Raw genomic sequence first — 21151 nt, 5'->3', positions numbered from 1 at the left:
AGCACCCATTTCATATGAAAAAATTACTTACCCTACTTTTAACCTTTTCGCTTGCGATTACTTTTGGACAGCAAAGAAACAGTGCTTCGATTCCGACCGGTTATTACAACACGGCTACCGGAACAGGATACACTTTAAAAACGCAACTCTTCAATATCATCAACGGACATAATGACCGTGGTTATTCGGGTTTGTATACCACTTATAATACTTCTGATAAAGATTTCTATTATGAAAATGACGGAACCATGTTGGATAATTATACCGAAAATCCAACCGGAGCTGAATGTGAATTCACTTATGGAACCGGTCAAGACGACGGAACACTCGGGAACAACGAATGCGAACGTTACAACAGAGAACATTTGGTTCCGCAATCCGTTTTTGGTTCTGCCACTCCGATGTATTCCGATGCACATTTTGTTTTGCCTTCTGACAAACACGTCAATGCCCAAAGAGGTGATTTGCCTTTCGGAAAAGTGAATGTAGTGAACTGGACCTCAGTAAACGGAACGAAAAGAGGCTCCAACTTAAACGCAGGATATTCTGCCGGATATACAGGTACCGTTTTCGAACCGATTGATGAATTCAAAGGCGATATCGCGCGTTGTCTTCTATATTTTGCCACACGTTATGAAGATGTCGTTGCCGGTTATACTTACCCGATGTTCAACAATACGAGTGATCAGGTTTTCAATCCAACTTTCTTAAACATCTTACTAACCTGGAACAACAACGATCCGGTAAGCCAAAGAGAAATCGACAGGAATAACGCCATCTATGCGCGTCAAAACAACAGAAATCCTTACATAGACCATCCGGAATATGTGTGCCGTGTCTGGAGTACCGCTTGCACTGCTTTATCGGATGAAAATTTCGCGGTTTTGGAAAATACAATTTCAGTGTTCCCAAATCCGACGAATAACCACACGATTACCATCAGTAGCTATGCTAATCTGGAAGCTATCCAACTCATCACGATCAACGGGCAATTGTTTCAGGAAATCAAAAACCCAAGTCTGGAAAATAACAGCTATACTTTAGAAAATCTTCCTTCTGGTTTTTATTTGATGAAAATCACTACAGCAGGAAAATCAATCACCAAAAAAGTGATCGTCAACTAAAAAAAGTTACCCTATTTCAAAAGCCTTCCGTGTGGAAGGTTTTTTTATGCCGTTAAAATTTGATTGTTATTCCGACAAACTGATTACATTTACAGCCGCAAAAAATGTATCATGAAAAAATTAATCATTGCCCTATTCGTTTTAAAACTAACTTTTGGTTTTTCTCAATCGGGTAATCCGGCAGCTTACTATAACGGATTCAACTTCAATCAGACTGGAATGGCTTTGAAAGAAGCGTTGGCGATCAAAATCACACAAACTCATACCCATTTCTTAACGTACCAACAAGCCGAAGACGCGATTAAAGTCGTCGATGTCGATCCAACGGACAACAACAATGTGTTTCTGGTTTACGGATTCAGCAGCACCATCTGTCCGGCTGATGTCACCGATCATAAAGACCATAGAAAACGCTACAAATACGATGACGGAACCGGCGCCTGCAATTGGAACCGCGAACATACTTTCGCCAAATCCTTGGGTGATCCCGATTTGGGAAACGATGGCCCAGGTTCAGATGCGCACCACATCCGGGCTTCTGATGTTGATCGGAATTCAGACCGTGCCAGTAGAAAATTCGCAGCAGGTTCAGGAAACTCTGGAATCATTGGCGCCTATTGGTATCCCGGTGATGAATGGAAAGGCGACATCGCGCGTATGATGATGTATATGTATCTGCGTTATGGCACACAATGTATTCCTATGTACGTATCGGTCGGAACCGTCAATAGCATTGATGGCAATATGATCAATTTATTGTTGGAATGGAATGCCGAAGATCCTGTTTCTGAAGTGGAAGATCGAAGAAACACTTATTTAGGAAACGCTAATAATGCTTACGGACAAGGAAACCGAAATCCTTTTATCGACAATCCTTTTTTAGCGACAGTCATTTGGGGCGGCAGTCCGGCGGAAAACCGTTGGCCGGGCATGTTCCTGAGCAATACTACTTTTGACTTGTCAAATTCCATTGCGATTTATCCGAATCCGACGAATGACAACCATATAAACATCACAAGCAACAATACCATCGATACTATTGAACTCATCAATATCAACGGACAACTGGTGCAGAAAATACAACATCCCACCGAAGTGAACCATTCGTACACTTTAGAAAATTTGCCTCAAGGTTTTTACTTTGTAAAGTTGACTTCGAACTCGCAAACCGCTACTAAGAAAATTGTGGTGAATTAATCTAACACAATAAAAAAAGCTCCAATCATCTTGGAGCTTTTTAATTATCAATTGTTAATTATCAATTATTAATTGAACTTAATCGTTCATCGAAATCAGAAACTCTTCGTTATTTCTGGTTTTCTTGAAACGGTCGTTGATGAAATCCATCGCTTCTACCGGATTCATATCCGATAAATATTTGCGCATAATCCACATACGTTGTAATGTTTTTTCATCAAGCAATAAATCGTCTCTTCGCGTACTTGATGAAGTCAGATCAATCGCAGGGAAAATACGCTTGTTCGCAATCTTACGATCCAATTGCAATTCCATGTTACCGGTTCCTTTGAATTCCTCAAAAATCACCTCGTCCATTTTCGAACCTGTTTCGGTCAGGGCCGTCGCGATAATGCTCAGCGAACCGCCGTGCTCTACATTTCTGGCCGCTCCGAAGAAACGTTTCGGTTTCTGCAACGCATTGGCATCGACACCACCGCTCAATACTTTTCCGGAAGCCGGTTGCACGGTGTTGTAAGCTCTGGCCAAACGCGTAATCGAATCGAGCAAAATCACCACATCATGACCGCATTCTACCAGACGTTTCGCTTTTTCCAAAACGATATTCGCGATTTTTACGTGCTCTTGTGGTTCTCTATCAAATGTCGAAGCGATAACTTCGCCGCGAACTGAACGTTGCATGTCGGTCACCTCTTCAGGGCGCTCGTCAATCAGTAATACTAATAAATATACTTCTGGGTGATTGGCAGCTATCGCGTTGGCAATGTCTTTCAACAACATCGTCTTACCGGTTTTCGGCTGCGCGACGATCATACCACGCTGTCCTTTCCCTATTGGAGAAAACAAATCGATGATTCTTGTAGAAATCGAACTTCCTTTTTCTGCCAATCTGAATTTCTCCGTCGGGAATACCGGCGTCAAATGTTCGAAAGACACACGGTCTCGGACTACCTGCGGATCATGTCCGTTAATTTTTAAAACGCGTACTAATGGGAAAAACTTCTCGCCTTCTTTCGGCGGACGCACCACTCCTTTTACAGTATCGCCCGTTTTTAAACCAAACAAACGGATCTGAGAGGTCGAAAGATAAATATCATCCGGTGACGCTAAATAATTGTAATCCGACGAACGCAAGAATCCGTAACCGTCGGGCATCATTTCTAAAACGCCTTCGCTTTCGATGATCCCATCAAATTCAAAATCGGCATCGCGGAAATTGTTGTTCTTTTTATTTTTGAAATTCGGGTTCTGGTTGCCGTTCGGACCAAGACCATTGCCGTTTCCATTTTGGTTTCCATTTCCATTTTGGTTCTGGTTGCCGTTTTGATTTTGTTTGTGAAGTTGGTTCGGATTTACTTTTTTCTCCGCGACAGAAACCTGTTGTTCTACGTTGATTTCAGCGGCTTCGGGTTCTGCTACTTCAGAAACTTCAGGCGTTGCGGCTTTCTGTTCTTTTTTAGCCAGTTTTTTTTCGTATTCCGATTTTTTGAATTTAATGACTTTAGGGCTTTTACCTTCCGAAGCATTTTGTGGCGTTACAGCCTCAGCAGTTTCTTTGGGTGCGATTTCTTCTGTGATTACAGGTTCTACAGTTGCAGAAAAAAGCGTCGCTTCTTTAGTAATCGCTGGTTTTTTATTGGCGGTGATTCGGGTTCTTTTTGACTTCTCTTCGTTGTCTTGAACTGGAGCCGGAGTAGGTTGATCTTTGGTTTCACTGGCGGCTTGATGCTTCAGAATCATATCGATCAGAGCTTCTTTTTTGACACCGTAAAACTTGATGGTTTTTGCTAATTTAGCGATATCCTGAAGCTCAGTAAGCTTCATTTCTTTTAATACAGAAATATCAAACATGAATGTTCTTTGAATTTTAGGTTGATTTGGAATTGACTATAAAATGTGAAGTGTAATTTTATCGTGTGAACGCGTCGTAAAATGAAGTACTTACGACTTTGTTATGCAATAATACGAATAAAAATTTATCATACAATAGTATTTATTAAAAAGAAAATATATTTTTGTGGCTCATAAAACAAAGATGATTCAAAGAATTCAAACGGTTTATTTGGCTTTGGCTTTCCTAGTGACGGGCGTCTTGCCTTTCGTTTTTCCATTATGGACGTTAAGCGATGCCAAAGCAGAATTCTTCATGGGCAATCAATTCTATTCCGTATTGTTCGGTTTGAGTACTTCGCTGTCGTTGCTGAGCATCTTGTTCTATAAAAAAAGACAACATCAATTTGTGTTAGGCAGGTTGAACATCATATTAAATTTAATTTTATTAGGCTTATTTGTATATCGTTCCCTAAACTTATCTGGAGAAGCCGTCACGGTTTCTGAGAAGGGTATTGGGATGTTTCTACCAATTATTGCTATCGTTTTTTTAGTGCTGGCCAACAAAGCCATCAAGAAGGATGAAGATCTCGTAAAATCTGTGGACCGATTGAGATAAACCTATAAACTTAGTTTATTTAGTGCGAAGAAAAACCTGGATTAGCGTCCGGGTTTTTTTTGTGATTAAAATGGACACGGCTACGCCTTAAGACACGCTGCGCTTGGGACTCGCCCTACGGGCTTAAGACTCGCTTCGATTTAGACCGAGCAACAAATAACAAAAAAAGTGAAATTATCTTCCCAAGCTTGTCATATCCTACAATCCAAAGCCCGCAGGGCGTGTCTTAAGGCGTAGCCGTGTCTTGAGCAAAGCGTGTCTTGAGCGAAGCGTGTCTTAAGGCGCAGCCGTGTCTACTTCTTCCCAAGCTCCACAATCTCCAAATCCTTAATCGCCTCACCATCAATCACGAAACGCAGCATCGTGCGCACCTGATGGAAACCGCTTTTGCCCGCCGCGCCCGGATTCATGTGCAGTAAATTCAATTTCTTATCATAAATCACTTTCAAAATATGCGAATGCCCGCAAATAAAAAGCTTCGGAGGGTTTTTCGTAATCTCAGCCCGGATTTCCTGATTGTATTTTCCGGGATAACCGCCAATGTGCGTGATCCAGACGTCAACGCCTTCACACAAAAAACGGTTGTGGAGCGGAAATTCCATGCGCGCTTTGTCATCATCAATGTTTCCGTAAACCGCGCGTAAAGGTTTGAGTTTTTTCAAAGTATCCGTCACCATGAGATTGCCTATATCGCCCGCATGCCAGACTTCATCGGCCATCGCAACGTATTTCAGAATCACGTCATCGATATGGCTGTGCGTATCGGAAAGCAATAGAATTTTCTTCATTTTATTTAGGAGCCGGGAACCTGCTGTACGCTCTCAAACGGAGTTCACTGAACACCATTAAAGATATTCACCAGTGAAGTAATTTTTTGTTCTGAACCCCAGAACAAAAAGATTTCCGCTGCCATCAGGGCTGGGTTTCTCGGTAAAAATAACAATCTTGTTCCAAATAAAAAATTCACAACAATCTCTTTGCGCCTTTGCCTATTTGCGAGAAATAAAAATTTTCGCTCGCAAAGACGCAAAGGCGCAAAATTTATATGACTTTAAAAATCAATAACCTGATGTGCCATTTATCACACCACAAATCAAAGCTTTTCTTTAGATTTGGTTTGACAACACAAAACCCGACACCTTAAATCAAAATACATACGACGAAATCGCAAGCAAAAAAATTAACCTTTCCACAACGGCAAATCTTTGTAACTTTGGAGCGCTAAAAAAGGCAACGCACCCTTGAGATACTTCATCAAATTTTCATACAACGGAACGCATTACCACGGCTGGCAATACCAACCCAACGCTACTTCTGTACAAGAAACTTTAACCAAAGCCATATCGACCGTGCTCAACACCACCGTTGAACTCATGGGCGCTGGCCGCACCGACACCGGTGTTCACGCCAAAGTAATGTATGCGCATTTCGATCTCGACAAACCGTTTGAAGCGCAAAGCATCGTGCACAAACTCAATTCTTTTTTACCGAAAGACATTGCCGTTTTTGAGATTATTCCCGTACACGACGATGCTCATGCGAGATTCGATGCCAAGAAACGCACTTACGAATACCATATCAACACGTTCAAGGATGTGTTTCAAACAGAACTGAGTTGGTACAATCCGCAAAAACTCGATGTTGATTTGATGAACGAAGCCGCGAAAATTTTGCTCGAACATACCGATTTCGAATGTTTCTCGAAAGTGCATACTGACGTGAACACATTCAATTGTAAAATCTCCGAGGCTTATTGGCAACAAAACGATAATCACCTTATTTTTACGATTTCAGCCGACCGTTTTTTGCGCAATATGGTGCGTGCGATTGTCGGAACATTAATCAATGTAGGATTGCATAAAATTACGAACGCTGATTTTGAAGCCATCATCAACAGCAAAAACCGAAGTGAAGCCGGGTTTTCGGTACCGGCACACGGATTATATTTAACCGAAATAACATACGAATACGTAAAGCCTAGCCCTGATGGCAGCGGAAATCTTTTTGTGCCGGCGTTCGGCACAAAAAATTGAGAGCGTACAGCAGGTTCCCGGCTCCTAAATAAATATGAAGGCAAAAGCATTTGACACCCTCGTTTTCAAACGAATCCTAAAATACACCAAACCTTACCAATGGCGGTTCAACAGCGTGATTGCGTTTGCGGTTTCGCTGTCGGTGTTTGCGGCATTGCGCCCGTATTTACTGAAGCAAACTGTGGACGGTTACATCAAAACCCACGATGCGAGCGGGTTGTTGCTCTACATTACTTTGATGGGCATTGTGCTTTTGCTAGAAGTTTTTTCGCAATTTTATTTTGTGCTTTGGGCGAACTGGCTCGGGCAGGATATTGTGAAAGACATCCGCATCAAACTTTTCAAGCACATGCTGACGTTCCGGATGCAGTATTACGACAATTCGCCGGTTGGTCAACTCGTGACGCGATCGGTTTCTGACATTGAACAGATTGCCAAGATTTTCAGCCAAGGGTTATTTATGATTTTAAGCGATTTGATGAAAATGTTCGTCGTGCTGCTTTTTATGTTCTACATGAACTGGAAACTGACCTGGATTGTGATTGTCGCGATGCCAATTTTAGTATTCTTTACGCGGATTTTCCAGCGCAAGATGCAAGTCGCTTTTGAGGATGTTCGGAACCAAGTGGCGAATATGAACACCTTTGTGCAGGAACGTGTCACGGGCATGAAGATCGTTCAGCTGTTTAACCGCGAGGATATTGAGGCTGTGAAGTTTAGCGAAATCAATGACAAGCACCGCAAAGCTTGGATCAAGACGATTTTATACAACTCGATATTTTTCCCAATTGCCGATATTATTACTTCATTGACTTTGGGTTTTGTGGTGTTGATAGGCGGTATTAAAATCCTCAACGGCGACCATTTTACGACGTTCGGAGATTTGTTTTCGTATACGATGTTTATTGGGATGCTGTTCAATCCGTTGCGCCAGATTGCGGATAAATTCAATGAGATGCAGATGGGCATGATTGCGGCGAATCGTGTTTTTGATATTATCGATACACAGGATCAGATTCAGGATACTGGCACTCATGAAGCGCCTAAATTTGAGGGAAGCATCGAATTCAATGACGTGCATTTCAGTTATATCAAGGATGAGGAAATCATCAAAGGTATTAATCTCAAAGTCAATGCGGGTGAAACCATTGCGATTGTCGGAGCGACCGGAGCCGGAAAATCGACCATCATTAATTTACTGAACCGATTTTACGAGATTGACAAAGGCTCGATTTCGATTGATGGAAAAAATATTACTGAATACAGTTTAAGTTCCATTCGCAGGCAAATCGCGGTGGTGTTGCAAGATGTGTTCTTGTTTGCCGATACAATCCTGAACAATATCACGCTCAACAATTCCGATATTACAAGAGAAGAAGTAATCGTGGCGGCTCAGAAAATCGGCGTTCATAATTTTATCATGAGTTTGCCGGGTGGTTATGATTATAATGTGAAGGAACGCGGCGTGATGTTGTCTTCGGGGCAACGTCAGTTGATTGCTTTCCTGCGCGCTTATGTCAGCAATCCGAGTATTCTGATTTTGGATGAAGCTACGTCTTCTATCGACAGTTATTCAGAAGAACTAATCCAGAATGCGACAGCTAAAATTACGGCCGGAAGAACATCAATCGTGATTGCGCACCGTTTGGCAACAATTGTCAATGCCGATAAGATTGTCTTGATGGACAAAGGATTGATTGTAGAGCAGGGATCGCATCAGGAATTGGTAGGAAAAGAAAACGGCTATTACAAAAAATTATACGATTCCCAATTTGCTTTGGAAGGTTTAGCAAGTGAATAATTTCTATAGTAAGGAACTGAAAAATTAGGTGACCGAGATCTATATTTCTAACGTATGAAAAAATCGATTAGCATACTTTTTCTTTTTTATGTAGTTTTTTGTCATGCACAAATACAAGATAGTATTGCTGTTTCTACCCAAAGTTTTCAAATCAGCAATGGTGTAACTTATACTTATCAAAAACCAAAGTTCCTTGATATTTTCAAAAATATTCCAAACGACCTTGTTGCTCTGGGGAATTTCACCATTCAAAAAGAAAACTTAAAATGGGACGCCATTGTCCTTGGTTCTACTATTGCGCTACTTCCAGTAGACCAAAATATAGTAGACGAATCTCAAAGAATTGGCAATCGAATTGGCGGCTGGGATGAATCTTCTACCTACAAAAGAGTGTTTGGAATTGAAATGTTTCCGACGAGCACTTCGTCTGCAGTTTATTTTATTGGAACGGGCAATACAACGCTTCTCTTGAGCGGATTTTTTTATGCCGTTGGAAAAATTGGTCCCGATGATTATAGAGCATTAAACACTTCGAGCGAACTCGTTGAAGTACTCTTGTCTGTGGGTGTAGCGACGCAAACCATCAAAAGAATCACAGGCAGACAAAGTCCCATTGCGACTACTCAAGACGGGGGAGTTTGGCAGCCTTTCCCAAGTTTTTCGGCCTTTGCTGGCAATACGCCAAACTACGACGCAATGCCATCCGGGCATATGGCAACTTATATGGCGACGATTACGGTAATTGCACAGAACTATCCCGAACTCAAGTGGATTCGGCCTGTTGGCTATTCAGTTGGTGCTGCCCTAGCCTTTAATATGATGAGCGGCCAAGTACATTGGGCATCCGACTATCCTCTTGGTATTTTAATTGGCTACGTGATTGGGAAAAATGCGGCAGACAGAAGAATTACAAAGTCAACGAAAGTCAGCCACCTTGTTCCAAATCAAACCAAATACAAGACAAGTTATAGCTATAACAGATTCAACGATATCAATGTGATTGGGATGACCATTACGTTTTAAATTCGCAAGTCGAATGTCTAATTCGATATAACAACTTTTAAAAATAAATCCTTATTTTCGCAACATATTTAAATCACGCAAATACAAGTAAAAATGAAGTACGATATTATTGTTTTAGGAAGCGGTCCGGGCGGTTATGTAACTGCCATCCGTGCGTCTCAATTGGGCTTTAAGGTAGCCGTGGTTGAAAAAGAAAATTTAGGGGGCGTTTGCCTCAATTGGGGTTGCATCCCGACGAAAGCCTTGCTCAAATCAGCACAGGTTTTTGATTACCTAAAACACGCTTCCGATTACGGATTGTCGGTTTCTTCTTTTGATAAGGATTTCAATGCCGTAGTCGCCAGAAGCCGTTCAGTGGCTGACGGAATGAGCAAAGGCGTTCAATTCTTAATGAAAAAAAATAAAATCGATGTGATTGAGGGTTTTGGAAAATTGAAGCCAGGAAAAAAACTCGATGTGACTGCCGCTGACGGAAAAGTCACCGAATATTCCGCCGACCACATCATCATTGCGACCGGAGCACGTTCGCGCGAATTGCCGAATTTGCCGCAAGACGGAAAAAAAGTAATCGGTTATCGTCAGGCGATGACTTTGCCCACGCAACCAAAATCGATGATTATTGTAGGCTCAGGTGCGATTGGTGTTGAGTTCGCTCATTTTTACAACGCAATGGGGACTGATGTGACTATTGTTGAATTCATGCCGAACATCGTTCCGGTTGAAGACGAAGACATCTCCAAACAAATGGAACGTTCGATGAAAAAAGCGGGCGTCAAAATCATGACTTCTTCTTCTGTAGAAAAAATCGATACTTCCGGTTCAGGCGTAAAAGCTACCGTGAAAACGGCCAAAGGCGAAGAAACTTTAGAAGCTGAAATTTTGCTTTCTGCTGTTGGTATCAAAACCAATATCGAAAATATCGGTTTGGAAGAATGTGGCATCGCTGTGGACAAAGACAAGATTTTAGTCAACGCTTACAACCAAACAAACATTCCTGGCTATTATGCGATTGGTGATGTAACGCCCGGGCAAGCTCTGGCGCACGTCGCTTCTGCGGAAGGCATCAATTGTGTGGAGAAAATCGCAGGATTGCATGTTCAACCAATCGATTACGGAAATGTTCCGGGTTGTACTTATGCAACACCTGAAATCGCTTCGGTGGGTTTGACTGAAAAACAAGCTAAAGAAAAAGGATACGAATTAAAAATCGGAAAATTCCCGTTCACGGCTTCAGGAAAAGCCAAAGCAGCCGGGACTCCGGACGGTTTCGTCAAAGTGATTTTTGATGCGAAATATGGCGAATGGTTAGGATGTCACATGATTGGTGCCGGCGTTACCGACATGATTGCGGAGGCGGTTGTAGCGCGTAAATTAGAAACTACCGGTCACGATATTTTGAAAGCCATTCACCCGCATCCAACGATGAGCGAGGCTGTAATGGAAGCTGTGGCCGACGCTTACGGCGAAGTGATTCACTTATAAGATCGAGAGATTTTAAGACGATAAGACTTTAAGATTAATCCGTTTTGTGAAAGCAGGACGGTTTTTTTTTGAAATAATATGGGAAAATAACCGCTGTTGAATTCATTTATTCGCTTAATTGTCAGATATTTGATTTGCCAAAAATCTTTTACTAAATCTAAATAGCAATGTTATGAAAAGAATATTCCTTTTTCTTTTTGCAGTTGTATTGACACCTACTTTTGCAATAAATTATTATGTGAGTCCAACAGGAAATGATAACAATAATGGGCTTTCTTCATCCACTCCATTTCAAACTTTAGATTATGCTGCTAGCTTAACAATTCCGGGCGATACTGTTTTTCTAATGAATGGAATTCATACCAGTTCCCTTCCCAACAACAACATTCTCAACATATACAACTCCGGCACGGAAGCCAGTAGAATTACGTATACTAATTTTCCGGGCGAAACACCCATTTTGAAAATGTTTGGTAACAATTGGGGAGGAATTGCACTACAAGGAGCAGATTATATCACTGTAGAAGGCATAACAATTATTGGCAATAACGATAATATTTCGCTTGAATATGCACAATCTCAACAATTAAACACGAGTAATCCTTCAACTTCAGGAAACGGAATTGGAATTGTACCCGAATATAACAACGATGCGAATAAACCACATCATAATATTGTACGAAATTGTACCGTTTCCAAATGCGGCGGCGGCGGAATATACACTTACAATGCCGATTACACCACCATCGAAAATAATACAGTTTCAGAATGCGGCTGGTATTCGCCTTATGACAATAGCGGTATTTCGATGTATCAAAACTGGAATTCTGATACCTTTACTGGAATCAAAAATTATATTGTAGGAAACACCTGTTATCGAAATGAAAATTACATTCCATTCTTCGCCGTTGGAAGCATTACCGATGGCAACGGAATTATTATCGATGATGGAAGAAACACGCAAAACGGCTCAACACTCGGCATTTATACTGCGCAAACCTATATCGCCAATAATTTAATTTTTGATAATGGCGGTCGAGGCATTCATTGTTATGAAAGCGATAATGTGATTATCGTGAACAATACTTGTTATAAAAATTGTCAATCTCCTTTTACGAGAGAGGGAGAACTTACTGCATTTGACGCTTCAAACATCACGTATCTCAATAATATTGCAGCTCCAGATACTGATATTCCTCCCATTTTTGCTTATGCTGCAACAACTTCAAACACCACCTCACAATATAATTTGTTTACTGCCAATGAAACCCTTGCAAGTCCAATAGGCACTACCAACAGTGTCGGAAATGCAGGTTTTATGTTAGCTTCCTCAAATCCAGTCATTGCTGATTTTCATCTACAAGCCACGAGTGATGCTCTAAATTCAGGAACACTGAGCAACGCACCATTGCTCGACAAGGACGGAATCGTTCGATTATCAAACGGAACCATTGATATGGGTTGTTATGAATTTCAAAACACTTTTAATGTAACAAATTTTAGTATGAATGGAGTAACTGTCTATCCAAATCCAGTGACATCCTTTTTGCATATCGATTTCACTATCAAAAACGAAAAAATTAAAGTTGTAAATCTTCAAGGTCAAATAGTATACACCAACGAAAATCCTGGAGAAACTATTGACTTCAGTACTTTTCAAAATGGCATATATTTTCTATCCTTTGAAAAACAAAACAAAACTATAAAAGTGGTTAAGCAGTGATTCAGGATAACAATTAAGCTTAAAAATAAATATTCATGATTTAAAAAACACTAACGCATTCAAAAAGAATAAGTTAAATTTACTCTGCAATTCATTCTAACTTTAATTAATATGATTATGAAAAAAAGAATTTTATCATTAGTACTTGTGGTTGCAAGTTTTGTCTTGACAACTAGTTGTAAAAAAGAAGCTGCTCATACCCAACAGACATTCGATGCCGCTGCGGCAAAAACAGAAGTAGAAGCACGATCAAAAATTTTCGTAGAAGCTTTAAATTCTAAAGACTCTGTCGGATTAGCAAATTGCTACACGAATGATGCTAAGTTCATGCAACCGAACGACAAAACGGTTGAAGGAAGAGCCAACATTCAAAAACTATTTGGTTCATGGATGAAAGGTCCGATGATGCAAATCACTATCAATACCATAGAAGTATGGGGCGACGAAAATATGCTCGCTGCTGAAAACACCTGGACTTTTATGGATCAAAATGGTAAAACAGTAGACACAGGTAAATCCTTAGAAATCTACAAAAAGGAAGATGGCGTCTGGAAATTGCATCGGGATTGCTACAATTCTGATATGCCCGCCATGCCTGCAGGGAAATAGTTTCAATCGTAAATCTAGGAAAATCCGCTTTATTCGTAGGGCGGATTTTTTTATTTCAAAAAAATAATATCTTTATGAAAATAAAATAATTGCTATGAACATACTCTGCAAAGCCGCAGTTTCCCTGCTTCTGATTACGCTGTTGGGATGCAACACCTCCGCAAAAAAAGAAACCGCAACCGATGATTCTAGATACCAGCCCCATGAATATGTAGAACTCAAACACCCGGAATGGAGCAAGAATGCTACGATTTATGAAGTCAATGTCCGGCAATTTACACCAGAAGGAACCTTCAAAGCCTTCGAAGCGCATTTGCCCAGACTCAAAGCGATGGGCGTTGATATCATCTGGCTGATGCCGATCCATCCGATTGGCGTCGAGAAAAGAAAAGGCACTTTAGGCAGTTATTATTCTGTGAAAGATTATTATGGCGTCAATCCTGAATTCGGTACTAAAGAAGATTTCAAAGCTTTGGTCAACAAAATCCACAGCATGGGCATGCATATGATTGTTGATTGGGTCGCGAACCATTCCTCATGGGACAATCCACTCGCGAAGGAACATCCGGATTGGTATTCTAAAACACCTGAAGGTCATTTTCAGCCAACGCCATGGTACGATTGGGATGATGTGATTGACTTTGATTACGAACAACCCGGATTGCGTAAATACATGACTCAAGCGCTTGTGTATTGGGTTAAGGATTTGGACATCGATGGTTATCGTTGCGATACTGCGGGATTTGTTCCAACAGATTTCTGGGACAATGCTAGAGTGGAAATGGATGCGGTGAAACCGGTTTTCATGCTCGGCGAATGGGAATCGCGCGATTTGCACAAAAAAGCTTTTGACATGACCTATTCCTGGACTTTGTGGGACAAAATGGCTGCCGTAACGCGCGACCATAAACCTTTAGGCGGATTGATTGAATATATGGCGCATGATGTGAGTACGTTCCCGCGTGATGGTTACCGCATGGTGTTTACCGACAACCACGACATGAATTCCTGGAACGGCAACCAGAAAGCCAATTTCGGTGCAGGATTAGAAGCTTCAATGGTTTTATGCGGTACGATCAATGGGATGCCGCTCGTGTATGGCGGACAAGAAGCCGGACTCGACCGCTCGTTGAAATTTTTTGATAAAGATTTAATCGACTGGAGCAAGATGCCTTATGAATCGTTGTTTAAAACTTTGTTCGATCTGAAACATAAAAACCATGCACTCTGGAACGGCAAGCAAGGCGGCGTCATGATCCGTATTTTTAATGACAAACCCGAACAGGTGATTTCATTTTCAAGAACTAAAGACAACAATCAGGTGATTCCGATCATCAATTATAGCGACAAACCCGTTACCGTAACTTTAAATTCCCAATACCAGAAAGGAAAATATAAAGAGTTGTTTTCAAACACAGATTACGAATTGAAAGGCGATGATGTCATTACATTAGCACCTTGGAAATACCTTGTTTTAGTAAAATAAATCTGAAATTTTGAAATAAATTAGCCACGAACGCACAAATTAAACGGTGCGTTCGTGGCTGTTTTTATAGTGATTGGGATCTATTTCAAAAGAAAGTTAACGCCTACATTCAAGCTGAAACGGCTGTTGGTAATGGTTCCGTCCGATTGTTTGAAAACCTGTGTAAAACCATCCTGTCCGTCGTATTCCAAGGAAATTTTCAATTTATCCGATACCGGGATTTTAACGCCAATACCTACTGAAAGTCCGAAATCGGTAGTGTTGAAGCCGTCTTTAAGATCAGTCCCAAATTTGGTTTCTTTGGCATTCATCAGAAAACCGACATAAGGCCCGAAGTTTAAATACCAATTTTTTGTTCTTCCGAAATGCCAATTGGCCATCACCGGAATGGTCAGGTAATTTAAATTAAAATCCGTTGTATAAATGTTTCCAGGTATACTTGGGTCAAATTCATTAAAGAAAGTAATATAGCCATCATTCCAGCCTTTTTGGTCATAGATCAACTTTCCTTTGATACTCCATCTTTTTGAGAAATAATAATCGGCTGCGAAACCCAAATTTATACCACTGCCTCGTGCAGCACTATTTTTTGAATTTGAAATCGTTGAGCCGTTGTAACCAATATTAATTCCGAATTCTACTTTTCCTTTATCCTGAGCAGAAGTAGTCATCGAAAAACAAAATGCAAAAAGCGCTAAGGCGAGTAATTTTTTCATGGGTTTGGTTTTAGTTTGGGCAAACATACTTTTATTTTGGATATGTCTACAAAAAATATGTCGTCAGAGGCTTTTTAGCACTTCAATTAAATAATCAATATCGGCGGTTGTATTCTGATGGCTGAGCGAAATGCGCAGCGAAGGTTTTCTGAGATCATCATCGCTGAGTATTTCCGCCAGCACGTGCGAAGGTTTGATACTTCCCGATTGACAAGCGCTACCACGAGAAACCGCAATGCCTTTCATATCGAGATGGAATAAGATCATCGTTGTTTTATCTTCTGAAAAGGGAAGTTGAATATTGATGATGTTGTAAAACCCGTTGGGGTTACCGTTGATTTTAAAATCAGGAAAATGTTGTTGGAACTGCGTTACGGTATAGGATTTCAAATCCGCAATATCCTTTTGATTCGCTTCCAAATGCTCGTATGAAAGTTCGAGTGCTTTGGCCATTCCGGCTATATTGTGAATTGATTCCGTACCCGGGCGCAAACCTTTCTCTTGTTCACCACCAAACAAAAGCGGTTGGATGGCCAATCCTTTACGAATAAATACGAAACCGACGCCTTTCGGGCCGTGAAATTTATGCGCACTGGCCACGATAAAATCTACCGGAAGTTCCTGCAGGTCAAAAGAAGTTTTTCCAATCGATTGTACTGTATCAGAATGGAAATAGGCCAGGTGCTGTCTGCAGATTCTGCCGATAAGCGCCAAATCGAGTACAGTTCCGATTTCATTATTGACGTGCATCAGCGACACGAGTGTTTTTTTGTTATCTGAAAGCAGTGTCACCAAATGCGTCACATCGACTTCACCGTTGGGCAATAGGTTGACATAATCGATTTCGATTTTAAATTCATCCTGCAAAGCATCGAGCAGGTGCAACACGGCATGATGCTCAATTTTACTCGAAATAATCCGTTCTATTTTCAAATTTGAAACTGCCGAACGCAACACCCAATTGTTGGATTCCGTGCCACCCGAAGTAAACACGATTTCCTGCGATGTGGCTTGGATTGCTTTGGCTATGGATTTTCTAGCAAGCTCCAGAACACTTTTCGCTTGACGTCCGAAACTATGCGTAGACGAAGGATTTCCATAATCTTCATGCATCACACGTGTCATTTCAGCAATCACTTCAGAATGAATGAAAGTCGTGGCTGCGTTGTCGAGATATACTTTTTTCATGGCAGCAAAGTTAATAATTTTGCGTGCTTAATCGTTGTGAAATTAATTGCCAATTTATTTTGTTTCACTCCATACAATTCGCATCGTAATACTTGCTCGGATTTCAATTAAAATCCTACTTTTGTCAAAAAATAGCCTGAATATGAAAAAATTTCTTGGATTATTGTTTTTAATGCTGATTCTCAACGGATGCGATGATGGCGATATGACCATTGAGACGATCAATTTCACAGACGTGCAAGCCGGCAGTTGCGGCGAAACCATATATAAATTGAACGGAAATGAGGCTATATATATCAAAATTCCCGGAACATTACAGCCTTTTACCAATGAGGTAACGCCTGTCGGCAGTCCGAAATCAATTCAGATTGGCAGCACTGCCAGTGGCATTGTCAGTGTCACTTACCGGGCTTATGACGGCGCAGTTACCGTAAATAACATCTGTACTACTCCGGCACCAATTTCCCCCATAGCCACAGAAGAATGGATTGCGACTTCAGGAACTATAGAAATTGCCACTATTGCAGTATATTCTACTCCTGATGCAACTACGGGGGGGTACCAAATCTCAAAATACCTCCACAATATCGTATTCAAGAACGTCGTGTTTTCCAAACCAAGCGGCACCCAAGTGTATGAGCGTTTTCCTTTTGGTGAATACTCGACAAATGCCACTGAACTGCCTCTGAATTTCGACCCTGAGGATATTAGCATTTGCCCATCAAACCAGTTGCTTTATAACGCAAGAACCAATGGTATTGAAGGAATCTACATTCAGAATTTTGACCCTACCCTACTCGATATAACGAATCTAGGGGTTCCTAAAACCGCTTTGATATCAAGCAATTCGAACCGATTGGTTTACAGATTGTTTCAAACGGCATTAACTGCGAGCAATCAGGATTATTTTTGCAGCGGTACTTTACCTGCTACACCTGCTATCAATGAAGAATGGATAGCGAAAGATGGAGTGGATAATGTCAGTGGCATCATCGAAGTCGTTACGACAACAAACGGTTCAGGATACTTGCATACGATTACTTTAAAAGCGGCAACGTTCCAAAAAGACAACAACACCTTTTATCTTGGAAATACGTATGTGATGGGAACACTTTTGACGGCTAATTAATCTGACAACAAGTATAATTACTACTTTTGATGCGTCTCAATATGATGCTGCAATTGGGTTTTTAAGCTCTCCAAATATTGCTTAAGATCTTCGTACTGATTTTCTCTTTAGGGGTATAAGTTAGCCCTAACGGAGTTTCATTTAAGTATTTGTATAATTCTGGATAATCCGTTTCGATTTTTGTGGTCAGACGAATGATGTCCTGCATGAGTCCGTTGAGTGATTTCATAATCCTGTGTTTTTTTGTTTACTGCTGAAATGAAAAAGTTCTTTCCTTTAAACTATTTATTTTGCCTGATATAAACTTCAGTGGCGCCCAATCCGTATTTCTGATAATTGGCATCGTGGAAAGAAATATTGTCGTATCGGCCTAACAGAAAATCGAGTTCCGCTTTTAAAATTCCTTCGCCGACACCATGAATGAAAACGATTTTTGGGATGCGGTTTCTGATGGCAAATTCCACATGTCTTTTAGCGGTTTCAGATTGCAAGGTGAGAATGTCATGGTTGCTCATTCCTCTGAAATTTTTGACGAGTTTTTCGATATGCAAATCAAATTCAGGCGGTGGAATTTCACCTTTTACTTTAACTTCTTTAGCAAAACTTCGCGGTTTTGGGATTTCTTTTTCTTGTTTTATTTTATCTGAATTGAAACTTCCTATATCCTTACTTAAATTACTGGTTTTAAAATTTTTAATCAATTGATTGACAAAATAAGTCATCACAAAACCTTCGTCAGTTTCGATTGTTATTTCGTTATTTTTCACCGAAACAACCACACCATTGATGGCTTCATCCAATACCGAAACCTGATCGCCTATACTAAACATCTTGCTCCTCCTCTTCTTGATTTTTGCTTGGTGTTTTAGCACTCAAACGCATCATCCCGAACATAAAAATAGCGATGGCAATTACGATGATATAGATGTTTTTATCGGGTTTGCTTTGCTCGTAAAAAGCGATAATAATGGCAAGGACCATCATCGGAATAAGTATCTTTTTCATAGGAAATTATTTTAGCACCTTCAAAAGTAACAAACTTTAAATTAGCAAACTTGTTATTTTCAATCAATATTTTTTTGTAAAATTGTAAATACAAAAACGCTTATTTTGGATTTAGAGAAATACATGATTCCGTGTCTGAACAAAAAACTTTTCGGGGTTGACTGTTTAGGCTGCGGAACGCAAAGAGCAGTGCTTTTAATATTGAAAGGAAATTTTTCGGGAGCATTCCATCAGTTTCCTGCGATTTATACGACGCTTTTACTTTTCGGATTTCTGGGATTGCATTTTATCGACAAAAGCAGGAATTACCATAGAATCATCATCAGCCTCGCCATTATCAATGCCATCATCATGATTGTTTCTTACCTATACAAAATGACGCTCTAACTCAAAAACCACTGATATGGAAAAACAAAAATTACCCAATGCCTCTGCCGTTCTTATTTTAGGAATTTTATCGATACTGACCTGTTGTTGTTGGGGCGTTATCGGACTTGTATTGGGTATTGTCGCCTTAATGCTGGCCAAAAAAGATACCGCTTTGTATATGGAAAATCCCGAATTGTATCAAGGATATTCCAACATCAACACCGGAAAAATACTCGCCATTATAGGCATTGTGCTAAGTGCGATCTACTTCATCATCAACATTTATATGTATGCGGTTATGGGCGAAGAAGGCATTAAAGACTTTCAGCAGAACCTCATCGAGAAACTCAAACAACAAGAAGAAATGGAATAAACAAAAAATCCTCCGAATTGGAGGATTTTTTTATTTTTCAAACTGTTTCAAGGTCTTAATGATAATCGAAACACAATCGAGCAATTGCTCATCATTCATCACCAAAGGCGGTGCAAAACGGATGATGTTACCATGTGTAGGCTTGGCTAGCAAACCATTATCGCGCAAGGCCATGCAGATGTTCCAGGCCGTATCGCTTTCCTCAGTATCATTGATCACAACAGCGTTCAACAATCCTTTTCCACGCACTAAAGTGGCAATGTTCGATGTTTCGATGTATTTTCCAAGCTCAGCACGGAATATTTTCCCAAGTCGATTCGCATTTTCAGCCAGACGCTCTTCGCGAACGACTTCTAACGCAGCAACTGCAACCGCCGCAGCAATTGGATTCCCTCCAAAGGTTGATCCGTGTTGTCCGGGTTTGATTACGTTCATGATATTATCATTGGCCAAAACTGCCGATACCGGATAAGCACCACCTGAAAGTGCTTTACCAAGAATTAAAATGTCAGGAGAAGCATAAGTGGCTTGTTTTTCACAATGACTTTCACAGTTACAATTCCCACAAACTGCCAGCAAAGAACCTGTTCTGGCAATTCCAGTTTGCACTTCATCGGCAATAAACAATACGTTATACTGGTTGCACAATGCTTTAGCGCGCATCATATAATCATCCGCTGGAACATAAACGCCAGCCTCGCCTTGGATAGGTTCCACCAAAAAGCCCGCTATATTTTTTGAAGATTGCAAAACTTGTTCGAGTGCTTCAATCGAATCGTAAGGGATTTTTATGAAGCCTTCTGTGTAAGGCCCAAAGTTTTTACGGGCGTTATCATCATTTGAAAATGAAATAATCGTCGTAGTTCTTCCGTGGAAATTCCCGTCACAAACGATGATTTGCGCCTGATGTTCGGCAATCCCTTTGACTTCATAAGCCCATTTTCTGCAAAGCTTCAATGCGGTTTCAACAGCTTCTGCACCCGTATTCATGGGCAACACTTTGTCGAAACCAAAATATTTTGTGAGGTATTCTTCGTACGGACCTAACTGATCGTTATAGAAAGCACGCGAAGTTAAGGTCAGCGTTTGAGCCTGTTTCATCATCGCATCCACAATCTTCGGGTGGCAATGTCCCTGATTTACTGCTGAATAAGCCGACAGGAAATCATAATATTTTTTCCCTTCCACATCCCATACATAAACGCCTTCCCCACGGCTTAAGACCACAGGCAGCGGATGGTAATTGTGCGCGCCGTATTTGTTCTCGAGATCAATGATTGAAGCTGAACTTACTTTTTCTATAACTGACATGTATTTGCATTTTTAAATAAATGATAACAATTCCTGCTTGTGGAGAGAAATCACCCAATTATGACACAAAACTAGATAAAAAATTGAGAATTTAATAAAATTACTGTAGAAATTAGTGGTTGCGTTTAGTATA

At 40.6% G+C, this 21151-nt stretch carries 21 protein-coding genes; 13 read left to right on the top strand and 8 right to left on the bottom strand.

Annotation, left to right across the window (positions count from 1 at the left end; genetic code table 11):
• Positions 1-14 precede the first annotated feature (14 nt).
• Together Q0058_RS14100 and Q0058_RS14095 are read left to right on the top strand one after the other, a co-directional pair.
• Positions 15-1124 (top strand): endonuclease, encoded by a 1110-nt coding sequence (locus tag Q0058_RS14100; RefSeq protein WP_298225050.1) that lies wholly within the window; start codon positions 15-17, stop codon positions 1122-1124.
• 111 nt (positions 1125-1235) lie between these two features.
• Positions 1236-2321 carry an endonuclease gene (locus tag Q0058_RS14095; protein WP_298225048.1) on the top strand — a complete coding sequence of 362 codons (1086 nt, stop codon included), beginning with the start codon at positions 1236-1238 and terminating at the stop codon, positions 2319-2321.
• Positions 2322-2399: 78 nt separating this feature from the next.
• On the opposite strand, the gene rho is transcribed toward Q0058_RS14095, so the two are convergent.
• The gene (gene rho / locus Q0058_RS14090) at positions 2400-4172 is read right to left on the bottom strand and encodes a transcription termination factor Rho (RefSeq protein ID WP_298225046.1); all 1773 of its coding nucleotides are present in this window, start codon (positions 4170-4172) and stop codon (positions 2400-2402) included.
• Positions 4173-4356: 184 nt separating this feature from the next.
• Between rho and Q0058_RS14085 the strand changes: the two genes are divergently transcribed.
• A complete protein-coding gene (locus tag Q0058_RS14085; RefSeq protein ID WP_298225045.1) occupies positions 4357-4770 on the top strand; it encodes a DUF4293 domain-containing protein in 414 nt (137 codons plus the stop codon).
• A gap of 293 nt (positions 4771-5063) precedes the next feature.
• Here Q0058_RS14085 and Q0058_RS14080 read toward each other — a convergent pair whose 3' ends face one another.
• Entirely contained in the window at positions 5064-5558 is a 495-nt protein-coding gene (locus tag Q0058_RS14080) for a metallophosphoesterase family protein (protein WP_298225043.1), read from the bottom strand.
• Between the two features lie 453 nt (positions 5559-6011).
• Here Q0058_RS14080 and truA point away from each other — a divergent pair, with 453 nt between their 5' ends.
• The 7 genes from truA to Q0058_RS14045 all read left to right on the top strand — a co-directional run bounded on the left by truA (position 6012) and on the right by Q0058_RS14045 (position 14927).
• A complete protein-coding gene (truA, locus tag Q0058_RS14075) occupies positions 6012-6803 on the top strand; it encodes a tRNA pseudouridine(38-40) synthase TruA (RefSeq protein WP_298225041.1) in 792 nt (263 codons plus the stop codon).
• A 34-nt stretch (positions 6804-6837) separates the two neighbouring features.
• A complete protein-coding gene (locus Q0058_RS14070) occupies positions 6838-8604 on the top strand; it encodes an ABC transporter ATP-binding protein (RefSeq protein WP_298225039.1) in 1767 nt (588 codons plus the stop codon).
• Between the two features lie 54 nt (positions 8605-8658).
• Positions 8659-9627 (top strand): phosphatase PAP2 family protein, encoded by a 969-nt coding sequence (locus tag Q0058_RS14065; protein WP_298225037.1) that lies wholly within the window; start codon positions 8659-8661, stop codon positions 9625-9627.
• Positions 9628-9720: 93 nt separating this feature from the next.
• Entirely contained in the window at positions 9721-11109 is a 1389-nt protein-coding gene (gene lpdA / locus Q0058_RS14060) for a dihydrolipoyl dehydrogenase (RefSeq protein ID WP_298225035.1), read from the top strand.
• Between the two features lie 172 nt (positions 11110-11281).
• Positions 11282-12832 (top strand): right-handed parallel beta-helix repeat-containing protein, encoded by a 1551-nt coding sequence (locus tag Q0058_RS14055; RefSeq protein ID WP_298225033.1) that lies wholly within the window; start codon positions 11282-11284, stop codon positions 12830-12832.
• A gap of 117 nt (positions 12833-12949) precedes the next feature.
• Positions 12950-13441, top strand: coding sequence for a nuclear transport factor 2 family protein (locus Q0058_RS14050; protein WP_298225030.1), 492 nt, complete (start codon positions 12950-12952; stop codon positions 13439-13441).
• 94 nt (positions 13442-13535) lie between these two features.
• The gene (locus tag Q0058_RS14045; protein ID WP_298225028.1) at positions 13536-14927 is read left to right on the top strand and encodes an alpha-amylase family glycosyl hydrolase; all 1392 of its coding nucleotides are present in this window, start codon (positions 13536-13538) and stop codon (positions 14925-14927) included.
• A gap of 80 nt (positions 14928-15007) precedes the next feature.
• On the opposite strand, the gene Q0058_RS14040 is transcribed toward Q0058_RS14045, so the two are convergent.
• Together Q0058_RS14040 and Q0058_RS14035 are read right to left on the bottom strand one after the other, a co-directional pair.
• Positions 15008-15643, bottom strand: coding sequence for a porin family protein (locus Q0058_RS14040; protein ID WP_298225026.1), 636 nt, complete (start codon positions 15641-15643; stop codon positions 15008-15010).
• Positions 15644-15706: 63 nt separating this feature from the next.
• Entirely contained in the window at positions 15707-16831 is a 1125-nt protein-coding gene (locus Q0058_RS14035; RefSeq protein ID WP_298225024.1) for a cysteine desulfurase family protein, read from the bottom strand.
• A 142-nt stretch (positions 16832-16973) separates the two neighbouring features.
• On the opposite strand from Q0058_RS14035, the gene Q0058_RS14030 reads away from it, so the two are divergent.
• A complete protein-coding gene (locus Q0058_RS14030) occupies positions 16974-17960 on the top strand; it encodes a hypothetical protein (RefSeq protein ID WP_298225022.1) in 987 nt (328 codons plus the stop codon).
• 61 nt (positions 17961-18021) lie between these two features.
• Here Q0058_RS14030 and Q0058_RS14025 read toward each other — a convergent pair whose 3' ends face one another.
• Genes Q0058_RS14025 through Q0058_RS14015 form a run of 3 tightly spaced genes read right to left on the bottom strand, consistent with a single transcriptional unit; the run spans position 18022 to position 18965 of the window.
• Positions 18022-18189, bottom strand: a complete 168-nt coding sequence (locus tag Q0058_RS14025; protein ID WP_298225020.1) for a hypothetical protein — start codon at positions 18187-18189, stop codon at positions 18022-18024.
• Between the two features lie 52 nt (positions 18190-18241).
• On the bottom strand, positions 18242-18790 hold the full coding sequence (locus Q0058_RS14020; protein WP_298225018.1) for a Smr/MutS family protein: 549 nt from the start codon (positions 18788-18790) through the stop codon (positions 18242-18244).
• On the bottom strand, positions 18783-18965 hold the full coding sequence (locus Q0058_RS14015) for a hypothetical protein (protein ID WP_298225016.1): 183 nt from the start codon (positions 18963-18965) through the stop codon (positions 18783-18785). The genes Q0058_RS14020 and Q0058_RS14015 overlap by 8 nt, the downstream gene beginning before the upstream one ends.
• Before the next feature lie 105 nt (positions 18966-19070).
• Between Q0058_RS14015 and Q0058_RS14010 the strand changes: the two genes are divergently transcribed.
• Entirely contained in the window at positions 19071-19352 is a 282-nt protein-coding gene (locus tag Q0058_RS14010) for a DUF2752 domain-containing protein (protein WP_298225014.1), read from the top strand.
• Positions 19353-19368: 16 nt separating this feature from the next.
• Positions 19369-19707 carry a CCC motif membrane protein gene (locus tag Q0058_RS14005; protein WP_298225012.1) on the top strand — a complete coding sequence of 113 codons (339 nt, stop codon included), beginning with the start codon at positions 19369-19371 and terminating at the stop codon, positions 19705-19707.
• A 30-nt stretch (positions 19708-19737) separates the two neighbouring features.
• Here the strand turns inward: Q0058_RS14005 and rocD are convergent, their stop codons facing one another.
• Positions 19738-21018, bottom strand: coding sequence for an ornithine--oxo-acid transaminase (rocD, locus tag Q0058_RS14000; protein WP_298225010.1), 1281 nt, complete (start codon positions 21016-21018; stop codon positions 19738-19740).
• Positions 21019-21151 lie beyond the last annotated feature (133 nt).

It is taken from the genome of Flavobacterium sp. (assembly GCF_027484705.1).
In the GTDB taxonomy this organism is placed as follows: domain Bacteria; phylum Bacteroidota; class Bacteroidia; order Flavobacteriales; family Flavobacteriaceae; genus Flavobacterium.
The sequence above is the reverse complement of the archived record's forward strand: the minus strand, read 5'-3'. Positions and strand labels throughout refer to the sequence as shown.